The organism is Actinosynnema sp. CA-299493, from assembly GCF_050946825.1.
In the GTDB taxonomy this organism is placed as follows: Bacteria; Actinomycetota; Actinomycetes; order Mycobacteriales; family Pseudonocardiaceae; genus Actinosynnema.
In genome coordinates this window covers 1,102,393-1,129,378 of the sequence record NZ_CP191993.1, presented here as the reverse complement: position 1 = coordinate 1,129,378, position 26,986 = coordinate 1,102,393, and the positions used below count along the sequence as shown (strand labels likewise).

Here is a 26,986-nt window from a genome sequence, read left to right as displayed (position 1 = left end):
TGCTTTTGAGAGCGTCTCACCGACTAATCGGCAGGTAAGGACTGGGCTTTCCGTACCAGCTGATGCGCAGCGTGTCTCTGGCCCGGGTTACCGCGACGAACAGTAGTGACCTCGCCTTGCGCTCCTCCCGTTCGCGACGACGCGGGTCGTCGATGTGCTGGTTGCGCGGAATGATGCCGTCCCGCACGCCGACGATCGCGAGGCGCTGGTATTCAAGCCCTTTGAATCGGTGCATCGTTCCAACGTGCACCCCTCCATCGCCTTGTTGGCCCTCTTTTGTCAGTTCGGCACAGGTGATGCCCGTGTTCGTCAAGTGGTGGATGACCCGGCCGACCATCTCGCGATCCGCCACGCACACGGCCAGGCTGCCCCGAGAGTCACGCCGGGTGTCGTCATTGCCCACCTCGACCTCTTCACGCCACTGTTCGAGCGTCTCTCCCAGGCGGGTGAGTTCGTCCTGCCACGAGGTGCAGGCAACCAACTCGGGAACCGGGCCGCGCAGCACTGACCGGTATCCGGCGAGGTTGTCCGTTCCGTCGTCGAGGTCGTCGTAGGCGACCTGCCCCGAGGTGATGATCCCGACCGCGTGGGCGAGGATCTCCCCGGTGGTCCGGTAACTCAGCGTCAGCTTGGACGACCGGCCGCGGATGTTGACCCCGACCGTGCCGAGCGTGACCTGGTGGTCATAGATGCGCTGGTGGGTGTCTCCGGCGATGAAGAGGTCGTCCGATGCAGGCGGGGCCATCGCTCGCAACATCCTCCAGTGCGCGGCGCGGAGGTCCTGCGCCTCGTCCACGACGATGTGCCGGTAGCGGTGACGGAGGTGGCGTACGCCCGAGTTGTCGTCCTGCTGCCCGGTTCCGTCGGCCGCCTCGATCCTGGCAGCCCGTTCCCGTTCGAAGCGGGCAGCGCGTTCGGCTGCCTGGCCCCAGGTTTCGATGCCGTCCTTGTCCAGGCGTGCGGTGAACTGCTCCAGCAGCTTCCAGACCTGGTTGCGTTCAGGACGAGTCAGTGAACGACCGCGGCCGGCACGACGGGCTTCGAAGTACTCCTTGCGGGTAATCAACGACTGTCCGAGGACGACCTGGTCCCACTCTTCGAACAGGAATTCGGCGCCCCAGTGTTCGTTGCCCGTCTCTGCGAGCACCTCACGCAGCACGGTTATCGCTGCCGCTTCGTGCACCCGTTGCTTGACCGCACCGGAACCGCTGTTCTCGCTGAGGACCCTCGCGGCGAGTTGGTCGATGTGGGCGATCTCGACGCGTGCCGACAAGCCGGGTTCGAGCAGTGACGCGAGGCGTGCCCGGAGGTCCGTGGCGAGGTTCTTGGTGAAGGTGGTCAGCAGAATGGGTCGGTTCGACCCGGGTGGCAACTGCTCGGCCAAGTACTTCACGCGGTGCAGGGCGACAATCGTCTTGCCCGTGCCGGGTCCACCGGACACCCTGGCCGGACCGTTGTAGCGCCGGCCGACCAGTTTCGCCTGGCTGGGGTGCAGGAAGACCTTCCAGGCCCGGAAGTCGCCTTCCTCGATGGCGTACTTCAGGTCTTCGTCGATGGTGGTGACGGTGGTCCGCGCCAGGGCCGCGCCGAAGTCGTCCGCGTAGTCGTCGGCCAGTTCGACCTCGACCTCGGCGGTGATCTCGCGACGTACTTCGTCCAGGGTCAGGCCCGCGGCCAGGCCGATGAGGATGTCTTTGGACAGCAGCGGCGCCCCGGCGACCAACTGGTCCAGTTCCTCGCTGCTGGTGACGAGGAGGGCCAGTTCTACGAGCGATTCGCTGACGCCGAGGGAATGCAGGTCCGCTGCGGTGACCCCCACGAGTAGCGGCGACGCCGCTGGACGTGGGGACACCTCGGCGGCTTCTTTTTCGGTGCTCTCCGCAGCAGCGAGGTCCGGCTCGGCCGGTGTCAGGGTGATGCCCGCCCGGTGCAGGACACTGTCTCCGACGATCGAGAGGTCCACGAACTCGATCTCGCCGGTGATCCGGTTCACCGCGACCGACAGTTCCTCGTAGACGTGCTTGCGGTGGCGGACCGCGATCACGACCCAGCTCTCCACGCCCGCCTTGTCGACACCGGCCTTCACCAGCAGCGCCCGGTACGACGGGTCGATCCTGGCCCGGAACACACGGCCGTTGCCCTTGAGGGGCTTCAGATCGAACTTCGCGTGGTGCGGGTTGTCCCGGAAGAAGTGGCAGAAGTCGAAGAAGACGCCTTTCACCGACCGGTCGAGTTTGTACAGCTCCTGCTCGGCCTTGGGGTGCAGGCTGATGCGCGCGGTCATCGGTGTGCGGAGCCTTCCAGGTCGGGGGTCGCGTCGGGTAGCAGGGCGAGCAGCGACTCGAGGTGGTCGAGCCATTCCGCCGCCGTGCGAACGGTCCATCCGGCGGAGGCGTAGGCCTCGTCACGCTTCCGCGCTTCCTCGTCGTCACGCCGTTCGCCCAGGACACCCACTCCCGGCCCGAGGTGCGGCCAGCCGAAGTCGATCTGCCACCGTCGCTCGCCCAGCTCGTGTCCGAACACCGGTGCGCGTTTGCCCCGGGCGGCGAGCACGCGGGCGAGCTTGGTGAGATCCGAGTTCGGCTCGTCTTCTTCCAGCAGGTCCAGGATGTCGTCGTGCCAGGCGGCGTCCTGCAGCAGCTCCGCCACGCCGTGCTCTGCGGGCGACCACTCGTCGACAACGGACGACTCGCGTCCGGGTCGTCCGGGTCGTCCTGTCGATTCGACGCCGAAACGTGCTGTGGCCAGCGATTCCAGTTCGCCGATGCCGCCGCAGACCGCGAGCGTCTCCAGGGGGTAGGACCTGGCCCGGCTGTCCGCCAGCTGCACGCCATCGCCACCGGCGTAGGCGAGGAACTGCACCAGGTTGGACCAGTACAGCCACGCCCGCCACCGCAGCTTGTGCTCGGAGGTCCCGAGGGAGTCGTCCTCGTCGTCGAGAACGGTGAGTGCGGTCCACCGGATTTCCCCGGCCGCAGTGCCCCGTGACGCGTCAAGTGCGTAGACGATCGGCAGGCCGTGCAGGTCCTTGCTCCGCAGCACGTTCACCGGGCCGCCACCGGACACGGCACGCGCGCGGCTGTCGCCCAGCGCTGCCCGCAGCGCCGCCGGCACCTTGGCGCGGTCGACCTGCCCCGCAACCGGGGTGGACGCGATGGCCAGGCCCGCGACCAGAGCCTTGGCCCGCTGACCCCAGCTCTCCGGGTCGGGTTGCCGCAGGTAGGCCAGCAGCGAGGCGATCGGGTTCCCGAAGACGGCATCCGCCAGGTGCGCCCGCTGTCCCCCGAGCTGCTCGTAGACGTCCTTGGCCATGTCCTGCGCCCGCCCCTGGTAGGGCGGCCACACCGGTTCGGCGCGGGTGGGACGCTGCTCGAAGAGGTCGACGTCGTCCCAGGTGATCTGGAAGACGACCTGGCCGTCCGCCCTCAGCTCGTTGCGCTTGTCGCAGTCTCCCGCGATGCGGTTGTGCTCCTTCGTCGCGTGGAACCGGTGGCCGTCTAGGTAGGCGGTAACGGTCTGCCGCGGGCCGTCTACGCGCTCGAACGTGAAGTCGGTGCGGGTGTGCGCCATGACCCGCTGCGCCGTCAGCCGCCAGCTGACCACCCCATGTGGATCAGCGAACCGCAGGTAGCCGCTGGACCTGCCGTCCTCGTCCAGCGCAACGTGGTCCTCACGCGCGACCCACTGCCTCAAAGCGGCGAGGAACCTGGCCTCCAGGTCCGACTCCAGTTGACGGTCGAGACCGATTTCCTGGGTGTTCGGCAGCGCGGCGACGTCCCACTCGTCGACGACCGTCTCGCCTTCGTTGTCACAGGGCCCGAGCAGGTCGCGGAGGATGTCCAACGCCTCCTGCCTGGACACGACCTCGTGATAGGAAGAGTCGGCGTGCCGGTGCAGGCACCGATGACATGCCCGACGCCCCTCGTTGATACAAGGGCAGTTCATCAGAATGCGCCGCGCGTGGATGAGGGTTTCCTTGAACGCCTCGGCATCGGTGAGCTTGTGCAGGTAGCCGGTGCCGCCGGGCAGTCGGTCGAACAGGACGAGGAAGTGGCGTCGGCCACCGGTGTCAAGATCGGGCATGGACGCGACCGTGCTGTCCAGGTGCTGCGGATCGCCGCCGAACTGCCGGTCCACGCCGAGCCGCAGCGCCGCGCGGAACGAGTGCACCTTCTGGTCGACGAGCACCGTGGACGCCGGCAGCAGCACCCGCAGCGCCTCGGTGCGCAACTCGTGGGCGAGCAGCACCGGTTCCTGGGGCACGTCGGCGGGCCGCTTGCCGCGCCGCAACGGGCACCAGGGCAGGTGGTGCTTGAGCTTCGGGTCGCGGGCCACTGACGAGGCCAGCGCGTCGGTGTCGTGGTCGAACACCGGTTTGCCGTCGGCGGTGGCCGCGCCACACCCGGTGCACACGTGGAACGGGCTGAGCCGGACCGACTTGCCCGCCAGCTGGTCCTCGGCGTGCTTGTCGAATCGAGCCGGGCCGACGTTGACCCGCCGGATCATCGTCTTGCGGCAGTAGTCGATTCCGAACGTCTGGCTCGTGTGTCGCCACGACGTGTCGGGCTCGATGTCCCCCACCTCGATGTCAACCGCGTCTACGACCGTATAGAACCGCTGTTCGCGGTCGTCCTTGTCGTCGCTGATCCGGGCGTCCTCCCGCTTGTCCCGGGACGTGACGACGGTCGGCTTCACCACGTTGTGCAGGCAGGAGCCGTCGTCCGCGATGCGCACGCTGCCGCACCGCGAGCACGGTGTGCGGTCCTCGCGGGCGTTCTCGGTGCGCACGTAGCCGCAGTCCGGGCAGAACCGCCACTCCTTCCACTGCCGGTCCGCGCTGGTCCCGATCTCCATACCGGTGATCTGGTGCCGGTACCCGTTGACGTAAAAGGTGTTGCCCGGCGCGAGTTCGGACAACGCGTAGCGCTGGGGACGTTCGTAGGGGTACATCTTGGCCCCGTACCGAGTCCCCCCGTCGGGGGCGTCCTCCGACCAGTACAGCGTCGCGTTGAGCGTGGTCACCGCGTCGAGGAGCGCGTAGTTGGGCAGCAGCCCCAGGTCGCACAGGGCGTTCTGCGCGGTGGTCTGACCGAGGGCGCCGAGCTGCTTGCCGGTGCTCCGCAGGTCCGCCTCCAGCTCCCGCTTGCGCGCCTCCTGCTCCGGATCAGTCTCGTGCAGCTCGGCCATCGCCTCGCCGATCAGCCGCGCACGCGTGCGCAGGACGTCGAGACGGCGGTGCCACTCGCGTTCCGCGTGCTCGACGGCGCCACGCAGATCACGTGTCGCGAACTGCCGCAGTTCGGCCTTGACCTCGGAGGTCACCCCGGTCGGGAACAACGCGAGGAAGCCGTCGACCAGGTCGTCCCCCTGGGGGACGGCGAGTTCGACCAGGTCGTTCAGGTAGCCCGAAGGGCCGAACAGGTCCGGTGCCTTCCCCGGCACCGCCCGCAGCGGCGAGTCCTCGGTCCGCATCAGGCGTTGCCGCGCGGCAAGGTCCAGCAGGTGCGCGAGGTACTGGCGACGCAGGATTTCGATCGCCGACAGGTGGCAGCCGGGCGGCACCACCTGCCCCGCGATCATCTCCTTGGGCTGCTCCAGGAAGTACAGGTCGCGGCGGCTGCGACCGGGCACGGTCAGCAGGAACGCGTTGCCGGTGCGGCGTCCGGCCCGGCCGACCTGCTGCGCGTAGTTCGCGGGACGGCGGGGCAGCGCGGCCAGCACCACAGCGGACAGGTCACCGATGTCGATACCCATCTCCAGCGTGGGCGTGCACGACAGCACGTTGGGGTCCTTGAACCCGTCGCCGCGCTTGAACGCCGCCTCGACCCGCTCCCGATCAGCCCGCTTCAGCATTCCGGTGTGCTCGGCGGTGATGACCTGGTACGTGCCCGCCCGCCGGTACAGGTGGCGGTAGTAATCGTTGCGGTAGTCGCGGTCACGCAGGTGGATGCCCAGCTCCTCCGGTCGGTCACCGGCGACGAGCCGGCCGGTCCGACACCGGTAGGACGGGCACGGCTGGGCGTGCCACTGGTCGAGCAGCGACGGGTGCACGGTCTGCTCCCAGAAGCACACCGTGCAGCGCACGAACGCGACGTTCACCTCGTCGTCGGAGAGCAACCGTATCTCGATGTTGCCCGGTTGCAGGCCGTAGATGCGCACCGAGCTGTCGTTCGGCGTGCCGACGGACAGGATGCCCGCAGAGGCCAACGCCGGCAGCAGCCGGTTCCACAGCTCCGGGGCCTGCTCACGAGGCAGCGCCAGGCAGCGCTGCGCCCACCGCTCGTACCAGGACAGCCGACCTGTCGCCACGTCGAACTCGCTGCCCGCCTTGGCTTGGGCGAGCAGGAACCGCGGGGCGGCGATCCCCTTCGGAAACGCGCGCATGCCCGGTGGGCGGCCACCCCAGACCTGGTAGCGGCTGGTGCCGCTCTCCTGGAGGTAGCCCTTCAGCCACGTGTGCTTGACCGCGCCGCGGGAGCGCAGACGCTCCAGGAAGATCCGCAGGAACGCGAGGTAGCGCGCGTCACTCTGCGGCTCCGGGGCCATGGTGGCGTGACCAAGTTCAAGGTGGATCTCCTTGACCAGGGCGACCGCGGCCGCCGGGTCCGGGATGGACACCTGGGCCGCCGCGGTGCGCGTCAGCTCCAACGTCCGGCCGTTGCGGGAACGGAAGCCGAACTCCATCAACGCCTCGAACGCCAGTCGTTCGCCGATCAGCTCCCACGTCGCCAGGTCGCCGCCGCGCCCCTTGCCGGTGAGCAGCCGGGTGACGCCCCTCATGTCGTGCAGGTCCGTCGGCACGACCGCTCTCAACGTCTTCGGGTCCGTGGTCTCGTCGATCACGTCGGCGATGAGGTCGTTGAGCGCGGTGGATTGTTCCTCGGAGAGGTGCTTCTTCAGCAGCGCGCGCAACGAGAAGGTGTAGGAGCGACTGGCGACGAACCCGGCCCGGTGCGCGGCGTCCTGCACCGAGTCGTTGAACATCAGCAGCTTGTCCTCCCCCAGCGCCTCGTCCAGCTCGCCGCCGGTGAACAGCTGGGTGATCGACGCCGCCGCGAGCGCCGCCGACCCGGTGCCGAGGTAGCGGATCACGTTGTGCTCACCGCAGGCCGGGCACCAGTCCTGCCCGGCCGCCGTGTTCGCCGTCGGACCGGTGATGACCAGCACGAACGCCGAGTCCGCCTTCAGGCTCGGCCGTCCGTCCTCGTCATAGTCGGTGGCCTGGTTCGGCAGTCGTAGTTGCGAGCCCGGCCCGTCCAGCACCATGAGCGTGCCACCGGAACCTTGGTCGAGCGGTGAGCGGTTCGTGCGCGTGCGTGCCGACACCGCCATCGGCTTGATCGCGACGACGTCCGCCGCCTCCAGGTCCGTCGCCGCGATCAGGTTGCGCACCCGCACCTTGTCCTGGCTGGTGGACGCGCGGCGAGTCTTGACCGTGTCGAACTCGAGCGCCAGGTCGTCGCTCTCCGGGGAGAACACCGCCCACCCGGAACGGCCGCAGTCGCGGCAGTAGATCGCGGGCAGGAACACGTTCGCCGGCTGCCCGGACGTCAGGGCCGTCGCCGGCGCGGTGCGGGCATGGCCCTCGCCGTACACGTCGACCGCGCCAGCCGCGTCCCACCGGAACTCGGCCTGCGGCCACGGCAGCACGCCGCGCACCAATCGGGACACCGCCCGCGCCCACTGGTGGACCTCGACGTGTACCAGGGGACGCGGTTCCTCAGGCGTCGAGTCCGGATTCCGTGCGATCGACAGCAGCGCGACGAATCGGGACAGCGCCAACGCCGCCACTTCGGGGCGCTGGGTGATGTCACGGGCCCACGGCTGCGCGCCGTGCCGCCACATCACGTTGAGGATGTCGTCGTTCGAGTACACCCCGCTGTCGGCGAGGGCCTTCATGACGGCCGAGGTCAGCACGTGCCGCTTGAGGGTCTTGCCGAGTTCGAACGGGTCGAGGTCGCGCTTGCCGGTGACGGCTTCGAGCAGGTCCTCCAACGCTTTATCGTCCTGCGTCGGGTCCGGCAGGACGGCCAGCTCCTCCGGCTTGGGCAACGGCAATTCCGGGTCGAAGGTCTCCACCGGGATGAAATCGTCGACCGACTGACGGCGCTCGCCGATCACGGCGTCCTCGGTGAACTCCGTGCCGAACACCAGCGCCGCCACTTCGAGGAGCTTGTCCTGCTCCTCCGGGCCGGTGCCTGATGCGAGGGTCGCCGACGTCGCGACCGGACACATGCGCCCCAGCGGTCGGTCCGGTTCGGGTGTCCCCACTGCGGCGGACAGGCGGCGCAGCAGCATCGCGACGTCGGTGCCCTGCGCGCCGTCGTAGGTGTGGAACTCGTCCACCACGACGTAGCGGATGTCCGAGCCCTGCCACAGCGCGTCGTCCGAAGAACGTTGCAGCAGCAGGTCGAGCATCTTGTAGTTGGTGATCAGGATGTCCGGCGGCGACAACCACATCTCGGAGCGGCGGGTGTAGACGTGCGAGAACGGCTTCGCCGCCTGGTCGCCGATGTAGAGGCCAGCGCGGAGATCCTTGAGCGCCGAGGTGTCCGCGAGCAGCGTGTTGATGCGCTCCGCCTGGTCCGTGGCGAGGGCGTTCATCGGGTACAGCAGGACCGCTTTCACACCGTGGTTGCCGGCGGCGTGTTCCCGAGCGCAGTGGTCGAGCACCGGGTACAGGAACGCCTCGGTCTTACCCGAGCCCGTGCCGGTCGTCACGATCGTCGGCTGCGGTTTGTGACCGTTGGCGCTGGTCAGGCGAGCGAAGGCGGCAGCCTGGTGGGAGTACGGGGTCCAGTCGTCCGGGAACCAGTCGAGCAGGTTCTCCCAGCCGGGGGCAGCGGTCGTGAACGGCGTGCGGATGCGCAGGAAGGGGCCGCGGAACATGCCCGCGGTCTCATCACCGAGAAACCGGTGCAACGACTCACGAGCGCCCTCGTCCGTGAGGGCGTAGGTGGTCGAGAGGTACTGCAACAGGCTCTCTTTCAGCCCGCGCGCTTCCAGCGTCGGTCTCACGACTGCGGTACCTCCTGCTTCACCGGGTCCCACTCACCGCGAGCGACGGCAGCGTCCAACCGAGCTTGGAACACGGCGTGCGCCTCTCGCATCTCAGTTTCCCTGTCGGCCTTGTAGAACGGGGCCGTGTACCCCTCAGGCACCGGCGACTTCTCACCTCGCTCCAGATATTCCTGGAACTGCTTCCAGTGCTCTTTCGTCTGCCCGTGGCCGTAGGTGTAGCGGTCCCCGGCAATCTTCCGCTCATTGGCATCGAACCAGGTGACACGGTCGAAGTCCTGCATGATCGGGAAACGGGCTCGGTACATGGTGACCAGTGTGTCGGCTGAAATCCCCAGCCAAACTGCGACGAGTGCATCAATTTCCACCAATGCCGAACGCCGGGCACGCTCCGTGCGCAACGGCGTGTCGTACCCCCAAGTGGCGGAAACTGGAGTGAGAGGTGTAAGTCCACGCCAGTCGTACGCCCACCCCTCCTGATCCATCACCGGGTACAACTCGTTCCACAGGTTGGCATATTCGGAGGTGAGGCAGTTCAACCGAAGTGCACGCAGTAGCAGCACACCGGCAAGTGGGTGATTAGATTGAGGCGCAGGAAGTCGTTGAGCCTGTGTCACATCCAGATGCCCAACGCCGGTCGTGCGCAAAAGGTAGTCCAGCGGCAAGGACGCCCAGAAGCCCGCCAACAGGGCAACGTCCAGCTTGGAATAAAGCACAGCAGACCGAATAGCGTGGACATGTGCCGGGCCAGGCGGGATCAAAGCGACGTAAAGACTACGTTCCGTATCAGGGGCGATCATTTCTCGCCACGCCACGCGATAGAACTGCGTGTAGGACTTGGTCGCACGACTAGTCAAGTAGCGGTCGATAGCCTCGCCATCTACCCCGTCAGGCTCTAGGGTTGACGCTGCAGCGAGCCTAGCTCGCGCATCAGCAATTACTTCCTCTGAACCGCGAAATTTATCGAGCAGTTGTCGGTCCACCCACTCGTCTTGCTGGCCAAGGTAAGTAGCGTCATCCACTAGTTGTCGATACTGTGACTCGGGTACTGCGTCGACGGCAAGGCTCCTATGATCCAGACCAAGAACCTCTCCTTTGCCTTGACTTGGCTGCTTGAACATGGGGTTTGCAACACCAATCTGCGGCCCTACAAGGATTACCTTCCGCCAGGCTCCGGCTTCGTAATCTTTCCGGTTATCAACTCCCGTGCTGAAGTCAATCAATGGGCTAGCGCCATCACTGCCAAACTTCGACTTCTTCGAAGTGGTCTCGTTCAAACCCTGCGCAATTTGCGGCAGATACATGCGCGCACGTATTGGATAAACCCCGAGCGCCTCAATAGCTGGATCTTCAGCTCTACTAACCGGCGTGAGCAATGGCGTCGTCACCAGCGGCACACCATCGTCACCAATCATGCGTCGCCAACGGGCAAGCGTATTCACATCGACCTGAACCACCCGCAGGGGGTGCGGCCTGTCATCCCATCTTCCATTAAACCTCACACCCGGCGGTTCACCACCAGCGTCCGCCGCCTCCGAAAATCGCAAACAATCCACCGAGAACAACCACGAAAGATGCGTAAAGCAAATCTCCTGCACATCACTATAGATGTGAATTCCAAAGTGGCTAGAACGACCAACCGGCGGAGGAAAGAACCGGTTCCCGGCATTCACGAAGTCTGCATGCAGACGCAAGCGTTGGTATGATTCTTCCCTCAAGCGCGCTTCTTTATCGCCAGCGAAATGTGTATCAGGGTGAACAAGTCCGATACATCCACCAACCGCAGCGTGGGACCATACTTGACACATGAAAGCTCTGTAGAAATCCGGACGTCCACCGGAAATGAGCGGATAGACCTGCGGGTTTGCAATGTACTTCGCCATAGAAATGGTCGAGTTAAGCTCAGTGCGAACATAGGCGAACACTTCGGGATTCTCAAGTTCCGCCGCTCGGCGCAAAGCTTTCTCAGCGGCTCCAGGCTTTTCCGTCAACCCAAACCATGGCTCGTATTCTGCAAGTACAGCGTCTTCTTTCCAGTCCGGGCGAACCCAGGGCGGATTCCCCACTTGGAGGTCGAAGCCACCACCTTGAGCGAAGACCAAGGCGAACTCCAACTCCCAATGCAGAAAACCCTGTTTCGATGCAATGTTCCGCACTTCATGCAGCCATGGGAAGCGCTGTTCGGGGTCACCTTTATCCATCACCATATATGACGACAGCAGGGACTCGTAGTCCTTCAACTTGACGAGGGTATCCAACCCGCTGAGGACCGTTCCGTCCACATCCTTGGTGCCGAGCATGGCCTCGACGAACTCCAGCCAGTCGTCCAGATTCGCCAAGGGGATGACCTTGCGCTCCGACTTAGGCTTTACCTTCGGCTTCTGCTCCTCTGCACGGATGATCACCTGCTCTTCTGCCAACTCGTCACCGTCATCAAACATCAACTGCTCACCGTCAACCCTGAAAAACACTCCTTGGTGTTGGATTATCGGTTCGGCAGGCCGAGAGACAGGATCAGATATCAGTTCGGACTCACGAGCAGGCGGCGCCATAGGAACCGTCTCGTTTAGCAACGAATCGAAGTCAATGTTCGCGGTCGCGGTGTATACAGGATCAGTGCCATCCAGCAGGCCAACCTTGTTCACCGGCCAGAACCACAGGGCACACCAAGCGTCCATTACAATCTTGAGCCGCCAGTATGGCGTATCTGGTGCATTGAAAAGGTCGTCGAGCACCTGCTTTTTTTCCACCACATGCGCGGGTCTGTGCAGGAAATTGAACTCGGGGCTACCCGGATCGACACCCCAGACGTCAATATTTCTCGCGATAGCGTCCTCAGAAATCTGCATCCGCTTTACGACCAGCGTCCACAGAAATTCGACCCGCCGCGCCGCATCCCGCAGCCTCGCGAACTGCGATGACTTAGTCGACTTGCGCTTTACGTCCGGGTTCAGGTCGGCTGGTGTATGCTTAGGCCGTTGCAGGACATCGCTCTTCCACTTGGCGAGCCGATCCGCGTCCTCCTCAGCGAACGACCTTACTTCCTTCGCCCCGGCAACGACGGCCCACCCAGGGCTAGGTAGAAGGAATTGGTGCACAGCATTGACGGGCAGCGGCTGCTCAGCCCCGTCCTTCAGGAACGGCAGAGGTGTCGGCGCGAGCGCGCCCTTGGTCTTCAGCCACGCCTTCTCGGCGGACGTCACATCCTTGCCCGAGAACACCGCGCGCCGTGCGCCAACGAGCGAGTTGCCGCGTCGCAGGTGCAGGCCGAACCAGGGCGCACGCATCCCGGGGTGCATGGTGTTGAGCCACAGCGACACCTCGGCCAACTCGACGCCGGTCGCGTTCAGGTCGACGCCATAGGCGTTGTGCAACGCGATGTACGCCTTGATCTTCTGCTTCTCGGTCAACGCGTCGGCGGTCGGCACCGACTTGCCGAGTTCTTCCTGCCTGCGCCGCAGGTACTCCTCGGCGACCTGGTTGATCGCCTCGTTGAGGAAGGCCCCGGACCCGAGCGCGGGTTCGCAGATCCGGTACTTCAGCAGCTCGGCGGCACGAGTTCGGATCGTGTTGCCGTCGGCGTCCTTCTCCTGGTCGAGCCGGTGCTTGAGGGTCAGCTCGACGGTGACCTTCGTCAGTGACTCGGGCGTGTAGTACGACGCGGACGTCTCGCGGTCCCGACCGGCGAGCCGGTAGACGAACGTGCCCGGCTGGTAGCGCTTCGGGCCGCGCAGGCCCTTGCGCATGTCGTGCTCGTCGTACATGACGAGCGTCTTCTCCGGGTAGTCCGTCTGCCGCCGTGCCGGGATCAGCCACGACCCCTTCTCCGGGTCACCGCCCTTGGCGACCTCGCACAGCTCCTCCTCGGCGATGATGCCGGTGTACGACATCAGCCCCTCGTACACCGCGCCGAGCTGGTTGATGCCCAGGTTGCGGTAGGAGATGAACCCGCCCCGCTCGCCGTTGCGCGCGCCCTTCTTCATCGTCAGCAGCCGCAGCACCTCGTGCAGGGCCTCGTTGCGCAACCGCAGGTCCAACAGGCGGTCGTTCACGCGGGGGTGCGGCAGGGTCCGGCCGATGAGCCTGATCGCCTTCGGTTCGAACAGCTCGCTGCGCAGCGGCTCGAAGCGCAAGCCCCGGTCCTCGCTTCGACGCGCCGCCTTCGCCTTGGCGGTCTCCTCATCGTCATCGGCCTGGGGGTCGTCGGCTTCGGTGCCGTACAGGCGGTGGCCGTCGTTGATCTGCCAGCACAGGACGTCCAGTGACTCGAACAGGTGGAAGCCCTGCCTGGCCTCCTCTTCGACGAGCTGTTCGTCGCGCGCGACCAGCTCGCGCAGGCGTGCCACCGAGTAGCCCGCCTCGTACGAGCCGTCGTCGGCGGGCAGGATGCCCAGCTCGGGCCGAGCCTCGGCGTAGAGGAGGAACAGGACGCGGTAGAGGTAGCGCAGGGATTCCCGGGTGAGTTCGCGGGCGAACGGGATGGCGGTGTCCTCGATCTCCCACGGCTCCAGCTCGGCCTGGGCGAGTCGGGACAGCACCTCGTTGGCGATGACCTCCACCGAGCGTTGCAGGCCTTCGCGCAGCTCACCGGACACGCCGACCGCGTTGTCCGTGGACTTCTTGAGCAGTTCGTCGATCCGCAGCGGCCCCGTGTCGCCCTCCGCCGGAAGCAACATCTCGCGGCTGAACAGGGCGGCGATCGTCGCCAGTTCGCCGGCCTGCTTGCGGTCGTTGCGCTCCAGGGCTGCGTCGAGGTTCGCAGCGAGGAACCGGCCCTCGCCCCAGCTGTTCCGGTCGGCGAGCACGATGACGCCGCCGCACAACAGCAGCACGAACCGGGGCGGCTCGCCGCCCGGTCCGCCGAGTTCGCCCTGGAACAGCCAGGTCGTCAGCGCCGCGCCGGTCTCGTAGCTCTCGGACGCGTTCACCTTCAGCGGGTGCAACAGGCGTCCGGCTCCGTCGGCGTCGAGCGCGGAGTCGTTGACGGCGGTCCAGCCGCAGTCCAGAGCGACGATTCCGTCGCCGTGCCAGGCGGTGCGCACGACGTGATCGCGACCGGCCCGGTGGACGGTCAGCTCGACCGGGGGCTCGGGGGCGGTCGGCTCGGCGCGTGGGTCGAAGTAGCCGAGTGCGGTCAGCACGTCCTGGTGCCAGGAGGCAATCCGCTTCACCCATTCCGGGTTGCCATGCGTGTGCAACCGGACGTCGTCGCGTTCGCCGTCCGCGTCCTTGTCGACCAGGTCGGCGAAGTACTCCCGGCACGTTTCGGACAGGTAGGTGCTGCGCAGGTCGCGCACCAGTTTCCGCGGCGTCGGCCTCTGGTAGTGCTCGTCATTCTCCCGCGTCGTCCAGAGGCCGAAAATGCCCTTGCGGAGGTCCACGGCGAGCTGGTCGGCGAAGTAGTGCGCGGACAGGTACTCACCGCGGTTGGTCAACGAGTCGAACTCAGCGCTCATCGGACGGTTCCTTCTGCGACGGACAGCGGCTCCAGGACGGCGAGCAGGCGCAGCATCGGCGCCCCTGCGGTCCTCAATGACCCGATGAGCGCTTGCCTGCGACCCGCTGTGAGATCCACGCCTTCCTTGTCGATCCTGGCCGGCCCGAACAGCGCCTCCTGGCGCCAATCCCGCACCCGCTTGCTGTACGGCTCGAGGACACGGTCCACCTGCGCGTCATACTCGTCCCTGCGCTGCACCAAGTACTTTTCGGCCTCGTCGATCGCCTGCGGCACGAGCAGATTCAGCCCGTCCCGGTCCGCGAGGTGCGCGCGTCCCGGCATCCTCGGGCCCACACCGCACACGTCGAGCAGGCGGCCGTTCATGGGCATCACCCGCGGCTCCCCGGGCAGTCCGAGGACGGCCATCCACTCGACCACGGTGGGCCGGCCCAACGCGTTGGAGTAGATGCCCTGCACGAGGAACACCGGGCCGGTCAACTCCGCGGCCAGCCGCTCCTCCCACTGGCGGGCACGGACCAGGTCCGGCTGGAAAGCCAGGACGAACGCCTCGTCGTGCCGGATCGAGGCGAGCGCCTTATCGGTCACCCAGTCGAGGACCGGGTGGATGTCGGAGACGTAGCCGACGCTCGGCCACAGCGTCTTCGACGAGTCCCGGGCGATCTTCAGCCGCCGCTCAGCGAGCGGCTTGTCGAAGGTGATCCGCAACCGGCCGGGCACGTTGGCCTTGGGCAGGATGCCCTGCTCGTCCAGGTAGGACTTGGGCAGCGCCTTGAGGCGGTACTGGAGGTCCGGGGGCGGCTCGAACGCGACCGTGCCATCGTCATCGCGGCGCAATCCCAGTTCGTCCTCGGGACTGATCCGGCAGATCTGGCGCAGCGCCTCGTCGAAGTACGCCTCGGTCGATTCGAACAGCGTCGGCACGTCCGCGATCGGGACCTCTTCCTGGACGTTCTCGGTGCCCACGTTGCCCATCAGGTCCGCGAGGAACCCGGCGCCCTCCGCGCGGGACTCCTCGACGGACTTCTCCGTCGTCTTGCCCGCCACCAGGTCCTTGGTGAGCCGGTTCTCCTCCTCGGAGGCCCGGTAGAGACCGGTCACGGTCTCGGCCGACCCCTCGATCCGGTGTGCCTGCTCCTCCCGTTGCAGCAGCTTGAGGCCGACCAGCCGGTCGTCCAGCCACAACGGCTCCCCGTCCTCGTCCTCCCGCCACTCGACGTCGCTGGTCAGCAAGACCGCACGGAACTCCGGCGGATACTCCTGCCCGTAGCGGTCGATCCGGCCGTTGCGCTGCTCGATCCGGATGAGCGACCACGGCAGGTCGTAGTGGATGAGCTGATGGCACTGCTGGTGCAGGTTGACGCCCTCGGACGCGACATCGCCGGTGAACAGGATGCGCACCGGGTCGTCGCGCAGCCCGAACTTCTCGACGATCATCTTCTGCTCGTCGTCGGACGTCGCCTTGCCGTGCATCACCTGCACGGCACCGGAGAACACCGACCACGGCTTCCTGTCGTCACGCGGCCCGTTCGCGCGGAACCCCAGTGCCTCGGGAACCACCTGGGCGAGCCACGTCAGGGTCGCGATGCGCTCGGAGAACACGACGACCCTGGTGTCGGACTTGGGGCCTACGCCGATCTCCCGCAGGACCTCGACCAGCGCCGCTCGTTTCGCCGAGTCGGTGTCGGTCATGGCCACGCCGAGGGCCTGGAGATCCCGCAACGCCGACCGCTCAGCCTGCCTGGCCTGTTCGTTCCGGCCGTTCGAAGGCTTGTCGAGGGTGGCCAGGCGCGTCCCGACCGTTTCGAGCATCGCCTGGTGCGACGACAGAAACGCCTTGAACAAGGTGTAGGGGAACAGCGGGTCGGCGCTGACCGACGGAGTCCCCCGGTCGGCCGGAATCCACCGCTCGGCCAACTCGGCGAACACCTTCCGCTCCGGGGCGGTCGCCTCGGCGAGCACCGGCTCGGACGGGCCACGGTCGGCCCACACGCCCTTGAGCGAGTCGCGGACCTCGGGTGAGGTCTTCGTCCGCCGGATGTAGAGGTGCTCCAGGTTGCGCACCTCGTAGTCCGACGGGTTGGCGATGGCGGCCTCGTCCAGCAGGCCGACCAGCTCTGCGAACGATTCCGGGTTGCCGTTGTGCGGAGTGGCGGAGGCAAGGATCAGGGCGTCCGTGCGGCGCGCGAGCAACCGGGCCAGATCGTTGTTGCGGGTGCCTCGATTGACCAGGTTGTGCGACTCGTCAATGACCACCGCGTCCCAGTCGGTGTTGCCCAGGTGCGAGGCGTACACGGCGCTCTTGAGCGTGTCGACCGAGATGATCGCCCGCTTGAAGTAGGCGAACGGATTGCGTCCCGCCGGGATTTCCTGCTGAATGCGCTGGATACCGGTCGAGTCCAACCGCACCAGCGGCAGGGCGAATCGCGTCCACAATTCACGCTGGAACTGTTCCAGCACATGCGCGGGCGTCACCACCAGGATTCGCTCCCCACGTCCCCGGCGGATCAGCTCGGCCAGCAGCAGACCGATTTCCAGCGTCTTGCCCAGACCGACGACGTCCGCGATGAGGATGCGGGGCTGCGGGTTCTTCATCGACAGAGCGAGTTCGGCCGGCCTCAACTGGTGGGTCTGGCGGTCCATGAGAAAACTGTCGGACAGGGCGAGGCCGTGCTCGGTCTGCGGCAGCGCCGTCTTCCGGATCGCCGCCTCCAGGTGGAGGCGGGCCCGCCGGTGGTTCGGCGAGTCGTCCGCCACCAGCCGCGTCCGGCGCGGGTCGAGCGCCTCGACGTGATCGAGTTCGGTGTAGAAGACCGCCTCGGTGCCCCGGACGAACGGGGAAACGCCGGTGACCTCCAGCATCCACCCGTCATACCGGGTCTTGACGGCCTTCCTGACCAGCCACTGCTCGTCCCGGACCCGGACCTGGACACCCGGTGGGAACCGGGTCGCGTCGGACGTCTCCTGGTGGCCGTCCTCGGCCTCCGTCATGCCGGTCAAGTACCGCTCTCCATTCACGTTGTCCCAACACCCGCCCCGCCCGCGCCGGTCAGAGGCCGGACTGCATGGCGTACCGCTGCCGCAGGTTGTCGGCCACCTTGCGCGAAGCCGGCGTCCTCGTCCGACGAGCCAGGGTCGATGGCACGTCCTCACCGGACCTGTCGGTCTCCGGCACGACCTCGGCCTCGGGGACAACCGACTCGACGTCGTCGCCCACCTGCTCCTCGACGGACCCACTGCCCTCGACCACGGCCTCGTACAGACGCCGGGCCACTGACGCCGAAGGCGCCACGTGGGCTGCGGCCACCCCGTCGCGGGTTGTCAGCTCGATCAGCGCGTGGCGAGCCATCGCCGGCGACAGGGACGCTTCCGCCATCACCCGCGTGCACTGGTCCGTGACCTCGTCGAGCGTCGGCCGTGCCGCTGGGTCGTGCGCCAGCATCGTGGACACCAGTGGGCGCAGCGCGAGCGGTAAACCGTTCAGGTCGGGCTCCCGATCGGGGTTGACCACCTGCGCGTGGATCGCTCCCCAGCCGGCACCCTCGTACGGGTAGTGGCCAGTGGCGGCGAACAACAGCACGACGCCCAGCCCGTACACGTCCGAGGCCGTCGTGACCTGCGAGGTGTCCCCGTCCGCCTGCTCGGGCGACATGCAGCGCACCGTGCCGATGACGATGCCGCCGTGGGACAACGAGTCGTGACCGGCGTCCAGGAACGCCCCGAGACCGAAGTCGATCAGCATCGGACCGTGGGCACCCATGATCACGTTCTGCGGTTTGAGGTCGCGGTGCAGCAGGTTGGCACCGTGCACGGCGGCCAGCCCCTCGGCGAGCAGCGCACCCAGGCTCGACGTCAAGGCGGGCGACAGCGGTGGTTCAGCCTCGACGTGGGCGTGCAGCGTCCGCCCGGGGACGTACTCCATGGCCAGCCACGGGCGGTCGGCGAACGGGTCGGCCTCCAAAAAGCGGGCCACCCGGTTCGTGCCGACGATCGTGCGGGCGATGTCGGCCTCCCGCTCGAAGCGCTTGCGCGTGACCGGGTTGAGCCTGTCCTCCCTGATCAGCTTGACCGCCACAGGGTCACCGGCTGGCGAGAACGCCAGGTACACCTCGCCCATGCCACCGGAGCCGAGTTCCCGCTCGACCGTGTAACGGCCGATCTCTGCGGGTGTGGTGCTCATGATCTGCTGATCGCCCCCCTGCGTCCTGGCGTTACCCCTACCTCAGGCGCACTCTACCGACCGGGACGGCAATGCAGCACTTGCGCCGGTTGCTACCGGAAAAGAATTGGCTACCAATGAAATTACCCGAAGGCCAACAAGGACTGCGCCTCGCCGGAATATATGCGTTAACCGACCGGACAACAGGCAGCAGCGCTGCAGGTAATCCGATCGTATCGAACATAAATCGCTATTCCTTATTTACCCTTCCACTGCTTCGTTCAGCTACTTCGCGTCCACTCGAGCCATGCATAGACACTCCTGAAGGCTTTGACTCCGTTCCAAAGTAGCGGCATCAAGCTTCGGAGGCACTGGACGCGATGGCTGAGTCACTGAAGGTGACTGTCGAACTGTATGAGCAGGTCGAGCGGGACAACGCGGAGCAGCTCGACTGGTTGGAACATGGGTGAACAACCCGTTCGTCGTAACGCCGAAGGACGACACCACCGCGGTCACCGGCGTCGGCATCCCGACAGCTGGCCAGGCTGCACTGGACAGGATCATGAACGGCGACTGAGGCGAGGCGGGCTCGGACTGGTCGGTGTTGAACTGGAGGCGCTCGGCGTCTATATGGGCCTGGCGGTTCGGGTGCAGTGCTACGAACCGCTGAGTGTTCTCCGGGCTCATAAAGGTAGGCAGGAAGCGATTCTGAAACCACATGTCCCACAGGGCGGTTTTTTCGGAGTTCAGGAGTGCGAAGGAGAGCTCTCGCCTCGATCCCTCCGAAAGGCACCCATGATCACCAACCCGACCCGCCAACACGCGCTACGCGGCCACAAGCCCGTCCGTGCCACCCCACGCGCCGCTGGCACCGTCGAGCACCAAGCCCTGCTCACTGGGCGACTGACCCCGCGAGACAAGTGGATTGCCAGGATGCTGTGGGAGCATCGGGTCCTTACCGCCCACCAGATCACCGCACTGGCCTTCCCCAGCTTCCGTTCCGGGCGCCAGCGGCTACGCGAGCTCTACCTCTGGAGCGTCGTCGACCGCTTCCAGCCCTTCATCAGTGTCGGCACCGCACCCATGCACTACGTCCTGGCGCCCGCCGGTGCGGCCGTACTCGCGGCCGAGGACGGCTTGGACGTCAAGAAGATGGGTTACCGGCACGACCGCGCCTTCGGCATCGCCCACAGCCTGCGCCTCGCCCACACCGTCGGCGTCAACGAGTGGTTCACCGCCCTGGTCGACCGCGCCCGCCACCCTCGACCGGGCGAGCAGGTCGGCCTGGCGGCGTGGTGGTCGGAGGCCCGCTGCGTCCGCTACTTCGGCGACCTGGTCAAGCCCGACGGCTACGGCCGCTGGCACGACGGCGACCGACGGATCGAGTGGTTCCTCGAGTACGACTTCGGCACCGAGGCCCTGACCAAGCTCGCCGGGAAACTCACCGGCTACGCCGCCCTCGCACAGTCCACCGGCATCACCACACCACTGCTCGTCTGGCTGCCGACCTCGCGCCGCGAAGCAACCGCCCGCCAGCTGCTCCACCAAGCTTGGCGCGAACTGCACGACCCACGCTCGGTACCGGTCGCCACCGCGGCGGCCGAGCTACTCGACCCCAACGCCGTGCATCCCAGTCCGGCCGACGAAGTCTGGCTTCCTCTCGGCACGCCGGCCAGCGACACTTATCGGCGGTCGCTGTCCGAGCTGTCCGACGTCTGGGCTCACGTCGCGGCCCCGGCCGTCGTCGACGATGATGCTGCGGCCGCTCCCGCCCCGAACTCGCCGCACTCGACGACCCCACCGCCCTCGCCGATGCCGCCCGCAGCGACGGCGCCACAAGCGTGAACCGAGCGATTAGGCGATGAAGGGGGCTCGCCGGAGCCGACGGCGAGCTGCTTGGTGGGTAGGGCCACCACCGGCAGAGGCGCAGCGCCTGCCGGTCGTCCAGGTCAACATCATGATCGGCGAAGCGGAGAGACCTACCACTCGCTCGACGGGCACAACGGCTGGACGCCACCTGTCCGATATCGCCTGGTCAAGCCTCGACTGAGCCAGCCGCCCGGGCTGCTCTCTCGATCTGCGCGCGCTGGTTCTCCCAGAAGGCCGCGTCCTGCCCCCGCCGGGCCATGCCCTCCTGGTCCATCTCGACCTCGCCGTCGAGCTGTTCGCGCAGGATGTCGGCGTGACCGGCGTGCCGGTTGGTCTCGGTGAGCACGTGGACCAGGACGTTGAACAGCATCACGTCGGGACGCGGCCACCAGGGCACGTGACCGGACGAGTCGACGGCGAGCGCGGTGATGGTCGCGTCGGAGTGCGCGCAGGCGCGCCGGTAGCGGCCGGTGATCTCCTCGCGCGTCTCGTGCTCGGTCGCCCACATGTCGGCGCCGCGCCGCTCCGGGTCGTCCCAGCGGGCGACGGGCTCGGGGAACGGTCGGCCGAAGACCTCCCCGAAGTACCGGGCCTCCGACAAGGTCAAGTGTTTGACCAGGCCGAGCAGGTTGGTCCCGGTCGAGGTCAGGGGACGGCGGACATCGTACTCGGACAGCCCGTCGAGCTTCCGGAGCATCGCCTCGCGGATCTCTCGCAGGTCGCTGTGCAGGTACTCCTTCGCAAAGTCATCGATCATGGAGTACGAGCCTGCACCATCAGCCATGCCCTCGGCCGTCGGCCCGCAACAAATCTTCCGCGAACAGTGCGGAAGACCGCGGTATCAGTGGGTAAGGCGACGAAGCCGGTGCATCGACCGAGCCATCCGTAACCGGCACAGACGTCCAGGGCAGACCGAGTGGCCGCTGACGACCAGCCCGCCCCGATGTGTCACAGGCTTGTGGGCAAGCGAGTCTGGGATACCAGCGGATCCCCCTACAGCCCCCGTGATCAGGCTCTTCGCCGATCGGAGGGGGTGGCGCTCTAACAGGATCCCCAACCTGATCCCCAATGTGATCCCCCATATGAATTCCCAGCGGCGTCACCATGATCGCTCCGCTGTACCTACAACCCCACGACCGAAGGGCTGACATGGGTCCATCGACCAGGCACCTTGCCATCGGAAGCAGCACCTCCCTGCCGAGGAAAAGGCAAGATGCCCTCGGCAGCCCGCCAGGCCGCGTCACACGCCGCACAAGTCGGCCAGCACCACTCCTGCTTCGTCGGCCGAGCCGCCGGAATAACCAGCTCCTCACCGCAGAGCGTGGCGGCTTGGTCGTATGCGACCAGTTCGATGTCCACAGCATGGCGCCAACCTGCGTGAGGAAGCCAGCGGAACGGACGCGGCAGCATCAGCGCACCTGCCGCTCATAGACATCGGCCCACCGGGCAAAGACCGCCTGCGACTGCTCAACACCCAACGCTACCTGCCGCAGCCGCCGCATTTTGGCCTCATAGGCGACGACAGCCGCCGGCTCGTCGTGGAACACCGTGGCCGTCTCGGTCTCCGCGTAGGCCACCGCCTTAACCGGAGCCGCGAAGGTGAGCAGGGCCCCGGAGGCGCGCAACGCCCTGCTCACTCCGACGGCCATAGGCACCAATCGCGGGCTCATGCGCTCCCAACCGCACATCACCGCCAGACGCAGCAACTGGTCCCGCATCACCTCCGGACCGCCGACAACGACCCGAAGGGCAGCTTCGTGCACGAAGATCACCACTTGGGGCCCACTCGAGCGTCGCAGCGTTGCCTGCCGCCCCATCCGGGCTTCGACGACCACCGAGTCACCGGTCAACGCACGTGCGTACTCCTCGGTCTGTGCCAGGCTCGGCACGGTCAGCGGCTCGTAAGCGGTGATGCTCTGAGCCATCTGCTCGTGCAGGTTGAGCGCCAGCAGCGAGTCGGGAGACCCATCGTGGTACCGCAGGAAGTTGCCGGTCTCGGGTTCGTTGGCGACGACCATGATCCGATCACGAGTGGGCTTGTCCGCACCGCAATGTCCCAGCAGCGTGCCGATCTCCCACGGACTCGTACCGCGGCTACCGGTCTCCAGCTTGCTCAACTTGCCCAGCGACCACCCCAACGCCTCTGCGACGACCGCGGACGACAACCGGGCCCGATGCCGAACCCGCCGCAACTCCTCACCCAATTCCCGGCTACGAGCAGTGCTCAGCCGGGTCTGCCGCTTCTCCTCGATCACAGTCTCCATGGCTCCCCTTCGACGCAGGAACAGCTCGACGAAGCCATGAGATCGTTGGGAACGCATGCACGGCAGATGACATCCAGGAAGACGGACAAGAATGATCCGCAACATCACCATCACAGGAACACGAGCCGTCGGCACCAACGACTCCGACGACCTCAACTCACTCTTCAACGACTACCTGGCACCGTTCGCCACCGCGCACTTCTACATCGGCGGTGCGGCAGGCATCGACACCGCCGCACTCGACTGGCTCGCGGACAACACCTCGGCACCGTTGACCATCGTCGTCCCGAGCACCATCGCTAACCAGCCGGAATCCGCTTCCTCGGCGATCGTCTCGTGGCACGCGCGCAACAGACTGACCAAAGTCATCGAACGGGTCTGCTGCACCGATAGGTGACATCTGAGTTGGCTTGCCGTGAGGCTGGCCTGGGAGGATGTTGCTGTGCCCAAGCCCTACCCCCAGGAGTTCCGCGACGATGTCGTGCGGGTCGCTCGTGACCGCGAGCCCGGCGTGACGGTCGAGCAGATCGCGAAGGACTTCGGGGTTCACCCGATGACATTGTTCAAGTGGCTGCGCCAGGCCGAGGTCGAGGAAGGCGCCAAGCCCGGTGTGAGCAGGAACGACTCGGCCGAGCTGCGCGAGGCTCGCAAGCGGATCAAGCTGCTGGAGCAGGAGAACGAGGTCCTGCGCCGGGCGGCGGCGTATCTGTCGCAGGCGAACCTGCCGGGAAAAGGCTCTACCCGCTCGTGAGCGAGCTCGCCGCGGACGGTGTTCCGGTCGCGGTGACGTGCCGGGTACTCGACATCGCTCGACAGCCGTACTACCGGTGGCGTGCTCGGCCGGTCACCGACTCGGAACTCGAGCGGGCGTATCGGGCGAACGCGTTGTTCAACGCTCATCGCGACGATCCGGAGTTCGGTTACCGGTTCCTGGCCGACGAAGCCCGGCGGGCAGGGCGGCCGATGGCGGACCGGACCGCGTGGCGGATCTGCTCGTCGCAGGGCTGGTGGAGCGCATTCGGCAAGAAACGCGGCCGCAACGGCAAGAAGACCGGCCCGCCGGTCCACGACGACCTGGTCCGCCGTGACTTCACCGCCACCGCGCCGAACCGGCTCTGGCTGGCCGACATCACCGAACACCGAACCGCAGAGGGAAAGCTGTACCTGTGCGCGGTCAAGGACGTCTGCTCCAACCGGATCGTCGGCTACTCCATCGACTCCCGGATGAAGTCCCGCCTCGCCGTCACCGCGCTCACCAACGCCATCGCCCGCCGCGGTGACGTCGCCGGCTGCGTGGTCCACACCGACCGCGGATCGCAATTTCGATCAAGGAAATTCGTCCGCGCGCTCGCCCGTCACGGCCTGACCGGGTCAATGGGCCGGGTCGGCGCCGCCGGAGACAACGCGGCCATGGAGAGCTTCTTCGCGTTGCTGCAGAACAACATTCTCGACCGGCGCACCTGGCGCACCCGCGAGGAACTCCGGATCGCGATCGTGACCTGGATCGAACGCACCTACCACCGTCGCCGACGCCAAACCGGCCTCGGCCGGTTGACCCCCATCGAGTACGAAGCAATGATGACCACGCCAGCCAGTCAGGCTGCGTGACTACCACTGTCACCTACTCGTGCAGCAGACCCAACTGACCGCACCCGCACTCGACACCTCGGCTTACCATGCCCGCAACCGCTACATGGTTGACCGGAGTGAGTTCGTCATCGGATTCCCCCGAGGCACCAGCCAGACCTCCGGCACCTGGTACACGCTCAACTATGCATCCGATCAGGGAAAACCCCGCTTGGTGGTACCCGTCTAACGCGTGATCAATGCTGTAATGCCCCTATGACCACCGCGGAAGGTGAACTCGGAGCGGCCACACTGCGCAGACTGCGCGAATCACGCGGCTGGTCCTGGGCTGACCTGGCCCGAGCCCTGCGCGACACCGCCCGCGACCTGGGCATGGCATCCCCGGGCAATCTCCCCGTCGCCAGCATCCAACGTACCGTCGCCCGCTGGGAGAGCCCGACCGACCGCACCAAGCCCGGCGATCGCTATCAGCACCTTCTCGCGAGGATCTACGCGAAGACCTCAGCGGGAACCTGGGCACTCGGCACCGGTTCCGACTTCGCCATCCTGTTGGATGCGCTCCGCCTCTTCGGCACCTCGCCCCAACGCATTGACCGACTCGTCGACTCCATCGCCCACGCCGGGAAAGCACGCCCACGCACTCCGGCACGCCCTATCGGAGACTTGGCCGACCATCTGGCTACCACCGTCACCATCCTCAACCGACAGGTCGGCTCCACCCCATTCGTCCGGCTACAACTCCAACTCGCGCCAGTCCTCAACACCTGTCGCAAGCTGCTCGCGCACCCCGGTCTCACAGTCGACCTACTGACCACAGCCGTCGACGCCTACGCACTGGGCGCCCGCCTAGCCTTCGAAACGCGTGACGACGAGACCGCGGTGGCGCTCTACCAAGACGCCGAGGCCACCGCCACGCGCCTCCCCGACCACAGCCACTTGGCGGCCGTGCGCACCAGCCACACCATGGTGACCTTGCACGCCACCAACGACCTCGCTGCCGCCCTCGCCTTGGCCCGCGCCGCCACCCACGATGCCCACCGCGGTTCCAGTCACGCCATCCGGGCACGCGCCCACGCTGTCCACGCCGAAGTCCAAGCCCGCGCAGGCAACGCCACAGCCGCGGCGGCAGCCCTCGACCGGGCCTGGAAAACCGTGGAGCAACTCTCGACAGACGACCCCTTCGCCGCCTTCAACGCCGACCGCGTCAGCGGCTTCGAGGGTCTGTGCGCCCTATACAGCGGCCAACCTCGCCACGCCGACGATCTGCTCACCCGCTCCCTGACCAGCCTCACCGGCCCACGCGATGCGGTGCAGCGAGGCATCGGTGCCACCGACCTCGCCCTGGCCCGCCTGGGTATCGGTGACGTGACAGCCTGCGTTGCCTACCTTCACGAGGCAGTGGACATCACCGCCAAAACCGGAGGTCGAGTCCCAGCACAGCGCATTCGTCGTGCACGCAGCCACCTACGCCCATGGCGCGCTGAAGCCTTCATCGTCGAACTGGACGACCACATCCACGACACTCTGATAGGTCGGTAGGCCGATTCAGCTAAAGGAATCGATTCATCCACCCGGTCCGTAAAGCCTCACTGGTTACCGAGCCCAGCCTCGGGTACTGAAGGTGCTGGCGGTGCGGTAGGCGTGGATGCCGGCGGCCGGGTAGTCGATGAGCCGGTCGGGCAGGGCGTCGAGGGGGAACCAGCGGACCGCGGAGCACTTGTCGGGTTTCCGGTTGGTCGGCGTCCCGACCCAGCGGCGGGTCTCGAAGAAGAGGCCGAGGCGGGGTTCGGGGCCGGATCCGTTGACGTGCAGGGTGTGCACCAGGCGCAGGTCCGCGGGGTCGACGTGGACGCCGACCTCCTCCTCCGCCTCGCGGACAGCGGCATCGAGAACGGACTCGCCCGCGTCGAGCTTGCCTGAGGGCAGGTGCCACAGGCCGTCGAAGAGCGGGTTGGTGTCGCGACGGCGGGTGAGCAGGACGTCGTCGTCGCGGACGAGGAGGACGTGCACGTCGATCAGGTGTCGGTCAGCCATGGATCCTCGTCGGTTGCTCACGCGGCCTGGAACCCGATGCAGCTTACGAGGCGTGTGACTCTCCGCACGCACGCGGTCGCCGATTGTGTGGTCCGTGTCGTTCATGTTGCTGATCCAGGCCCAGACAGAGGGCGCTGAGCAGCTGTTACGAGGCGCGGTACCAGTTCGGTAAGCGGTTGGTACCCGTCTCACGGACCGGTCGACGTGACTGGTTGGACGGAAGTCGGCGAAAAGATCTTGTCGGCGCGTGTCCCCCAACGGTCCTTATTTCGGAGTTAAGGGGTGTCATCGCACCCTCGACCACCTCCGGAGGGCCCCCGTGCCTCAACCAGACGCCGACACCCACCGCCTGCTGCACACCCCCGCTGAAGCGGCGGCCCTGCTGGCTGTCCGCGAGTCGTGGCTTCGCCGCAAGGCAGGACGCCGGGAGATTCCGTGCACCTTCCTCGGCAGGCACCTGCGCTTCTCCTCCGACGACCTCGCCTCGATCGCCCGGACAGGCGCCCGGCCCGCACGCTCCACCCGACCACCGACCAGGCGCACCAAGTCCTTTCGGAACTGACGAAAGTTCTTGTGCCGCAACGCTTGCATTACTCGGCC

Annotated in this window: 14 protein-coding genes; 5 read left to right on the top strand and 9 right to left on the bottom strand. The window is 66.5% G+C overall.

Annotation, left to right across the window (positions count from 1 at the left end; translation table 11 throughout):
• Window positions 1-16: 16 nt before the first annotated feature.
• Genes ACQPYE_RS05495 through ACQPYE_RS05475 form a run of 5 tightly spaced genes read right to left on the bottom strand, consistent with a single transcriptional unit; the run spans window position 17 to window position 18,653 of the window.
• The gene (locus tag ACQPYE_RS05495; RefSeq protein WP_498719641.1) at window positions 17-2,284 is read right to left on the bottom strand and encodes a UvrD-helicase domain-containing protein; all 2,268 of its coding nucleotides are present in this window, start codon (window positions 2,282-2,284) and stop codon (window positions 17-19) included.
• Window positions 2,281-9,018 carry a DEAD/DEAH box helicase gene (locus tag ACQPYE_RS05490; protein WP_498719639.1) on the bottom strand — a complete coding sequence of 2,246 codons (6,738 nt, stop codon included), beginning with the start codon at window positions 9,016-9,018 and terminating at the stop codon, window positions 2,281-2,283. The genes ACQPYE_RS05495 and ACQPYE_RS05490 overlap by 4 nt, the downstream gene beginning before the upstream one ends.
• Window positions 9,015-14,474: a class I SAM-dependent DNA methyltransferase gene (locus ACQPYE_RS05485; RefSeq protein ID WP_498719638.1), complete on the bottom strand. Its 5,460-nt coding sequence runs from the start codon at window positions 14,472-14,474 to the stop codon at window positions 9,015-9,017. Before ACQPYE_RS05485 ends, ACQPYE_RS05490 begins: the two co-directional genes overlap by 4 nt.
• The gene (locus ACQPYE_RS05480) at window positions 14,471-17,464 is read right to left on the bottom strand and encodes an SNF2-related protein (RefSeq protein WP_498722843.1); all 2,994 of its coding nucleotides are present in this window, start codon (window positions 17,462-17,464) and stop codon (window positions 14,471-14,473) included. Before ACQPYE_RS05480 ends, ACQPYE_RS05485 begins: the two co-directional genes overlap by 4 nt.
• A gap of 58 nt (window positions 17,465-17,522) precedes the next feature.
• Complete coding sequence (locus ACQPYE_RS05475; RefSeq protein WP_498719636.1) at window positions 17,523-18,653, bottom strand: serine/threonine-protein kinase; 1,131 nt, start codon at window positions 18,651-18,653, stop codon at window positions 17,523-17,525.
• Window positions 18,654-19,427: 774 nt separating this feature from the next.
• Between ACQPYE_RS05475 and ACQPYE_RS05470 the strand changes: the two genes are divergently transcribed.
• Window positions 19,428-20,477: a replication-relaxation family protein gene (locus ACQPYE_RS05470; protein ID WP_498719634.1), complete on the top strand. Its 1,050-nt coding sequence runs from the start codon at window positions 19,428-19,430 to the stop codon at window positions 20,475-20,477.
• A 190-nt stretch (window positions 20,478-20,667) separates the two neighbouring features.
• Here the strand turns inward: ACQPYE_RS05470 and ACQPYE_RS05465 are convergent, their stop codons facing one another.
• The 3 genes from ACQPYE_RS05465 to ACQPYE_RS05455 all read right to left on the bottom strand — a co-directional run bounded on the left by ACQPYE_RS05465 (window position 20,668) and on the right by ACQPYE_RS05455 (window position 22,765).
• Window positions 20,668-21,258, bottom strand: coding sequence for a DinB family protein (locus ACQPYE_RS05465; protein WP_498719632.1), 591 nt, complete (start codon window positions 21,256-21,258; stop codon window positions 20,668-20,670).
• A 365-nt stretch (window positions 21,259-21,623) separates the two neighbouring features.
• The gene (locus ACQPYE_RS05460; protein WP_498719631.1) at window positions 21,624-21,911 is read right to left on the bottom strand and encodes an HC3 family zinc finger protein; all 288 of its coding nucleotides are present in this window, start codon (window positions 21,909-21,911) and stop codon (window positions 21,624-21,626) included.
• Window positions 21,911-22,765, bottom strand: a complete 855-nt coding sequence (locus tag ACQPYE_RS05455) for a helix-turn-helix domain-containing protein (RefSeq protein ID WP_498719629.1) — start codon at window positions 22,763-22,765, stop codon at window positions 21,911-21,913. The genes ACQPYE_RS05460 and ACQPYE_RS05455 overlap by 1 nt, the downstream gene beginning before the upstream one ends.
• A 91-nt stretch (window positions 22,766-22,856) precedes the next feature.
• On the opposite strand from ACQPYE_RS05455, the gene ACQPYE_RS05450 reads away from it, so the two are divergent.
• The 3 genes from ACQPYE_RS05450 to ACQPYE_RS05440 all read left to right on the top strand — a co-directional run bounded on the left by ACQPYE_RS05450 (window position 22,857) and on the right by ACQPYE_RS05440 (window position 25,891).
• Window positions 22,857-23,162, top strand: a complete 306-nt coding sequence (locus tag ACQPYE_RS05450) for a hypothetical protein (RefSeq protein WP_498719627.1) — start codon at window positions 22,857-22,859, stop codon at window positions 23,160-23,162.
• A gap of 45 nt (window positions 23,163-23,207) precedes the next feature.
• Window positions 23,208-24,373, top strand: a protein-coding gene (locus ACQPYE_RS05445) for an IS3 family transposase (RefSeq protein ID WP_498719624.1) whose coding sequence is annotated in 2 segments (ribosomal slippage) — window positions 23,208-23,492 and window positions 23,495-24,373 — 1,164 coding nt in all. Because the reading frame shifts where the segments join, the coding sequence is not laid out codon by codon here.
• Window positions 24,374-24,607: 234 nt separating this feature from the next.
• Entirely contained in the window at window positions 24,608-25,891 is a 1,284-nt protein-coding gene (locus ACQPYE_RS05440; protein WP_498719622.1) for an NsdA family TPR-like regulatory protein, read from the top strand.
• Between the two features lie 54 nt (window positions 25,892-25,945).
• Here ACQPYE_RS05440 and ACQPYE_RS05435 read toward each other — a convergent pair whose 3' ends face one another.
• Window positions 25,946-26,386, bottom strand: a complete 441-nt coding sequence (locus tag ACQPYE_RS05435; protein ID WP_498719620.1) for an NUDIX hydrolase — start codon at window positions 26,384-26,386, stop codon at window positions 25,946-25,948.
• A 247-nt stretch (window positions 26,387-26,633) separates the two neighbouring features.
• Here ACQPYE_RS05435 and ACQPYE_RS05430 point away from each other — a divergent pair, with 247 nt between their 5' ends.
• The gene (locus ACQPYE_RS05430; protein ID WP_498719618.1) at window positions 26,634-26,948 is read left to right on the top strand and encodes a helix-turn-helix domain-containing protein; all 315 of its coding nucleotides are present in this window, start codon (window positions 26,634-26,636) and stop codon (window positions 26,946-26,948) included.
• Window positions 26,949-26,986 lie beyond the last annotated feature (38 nt).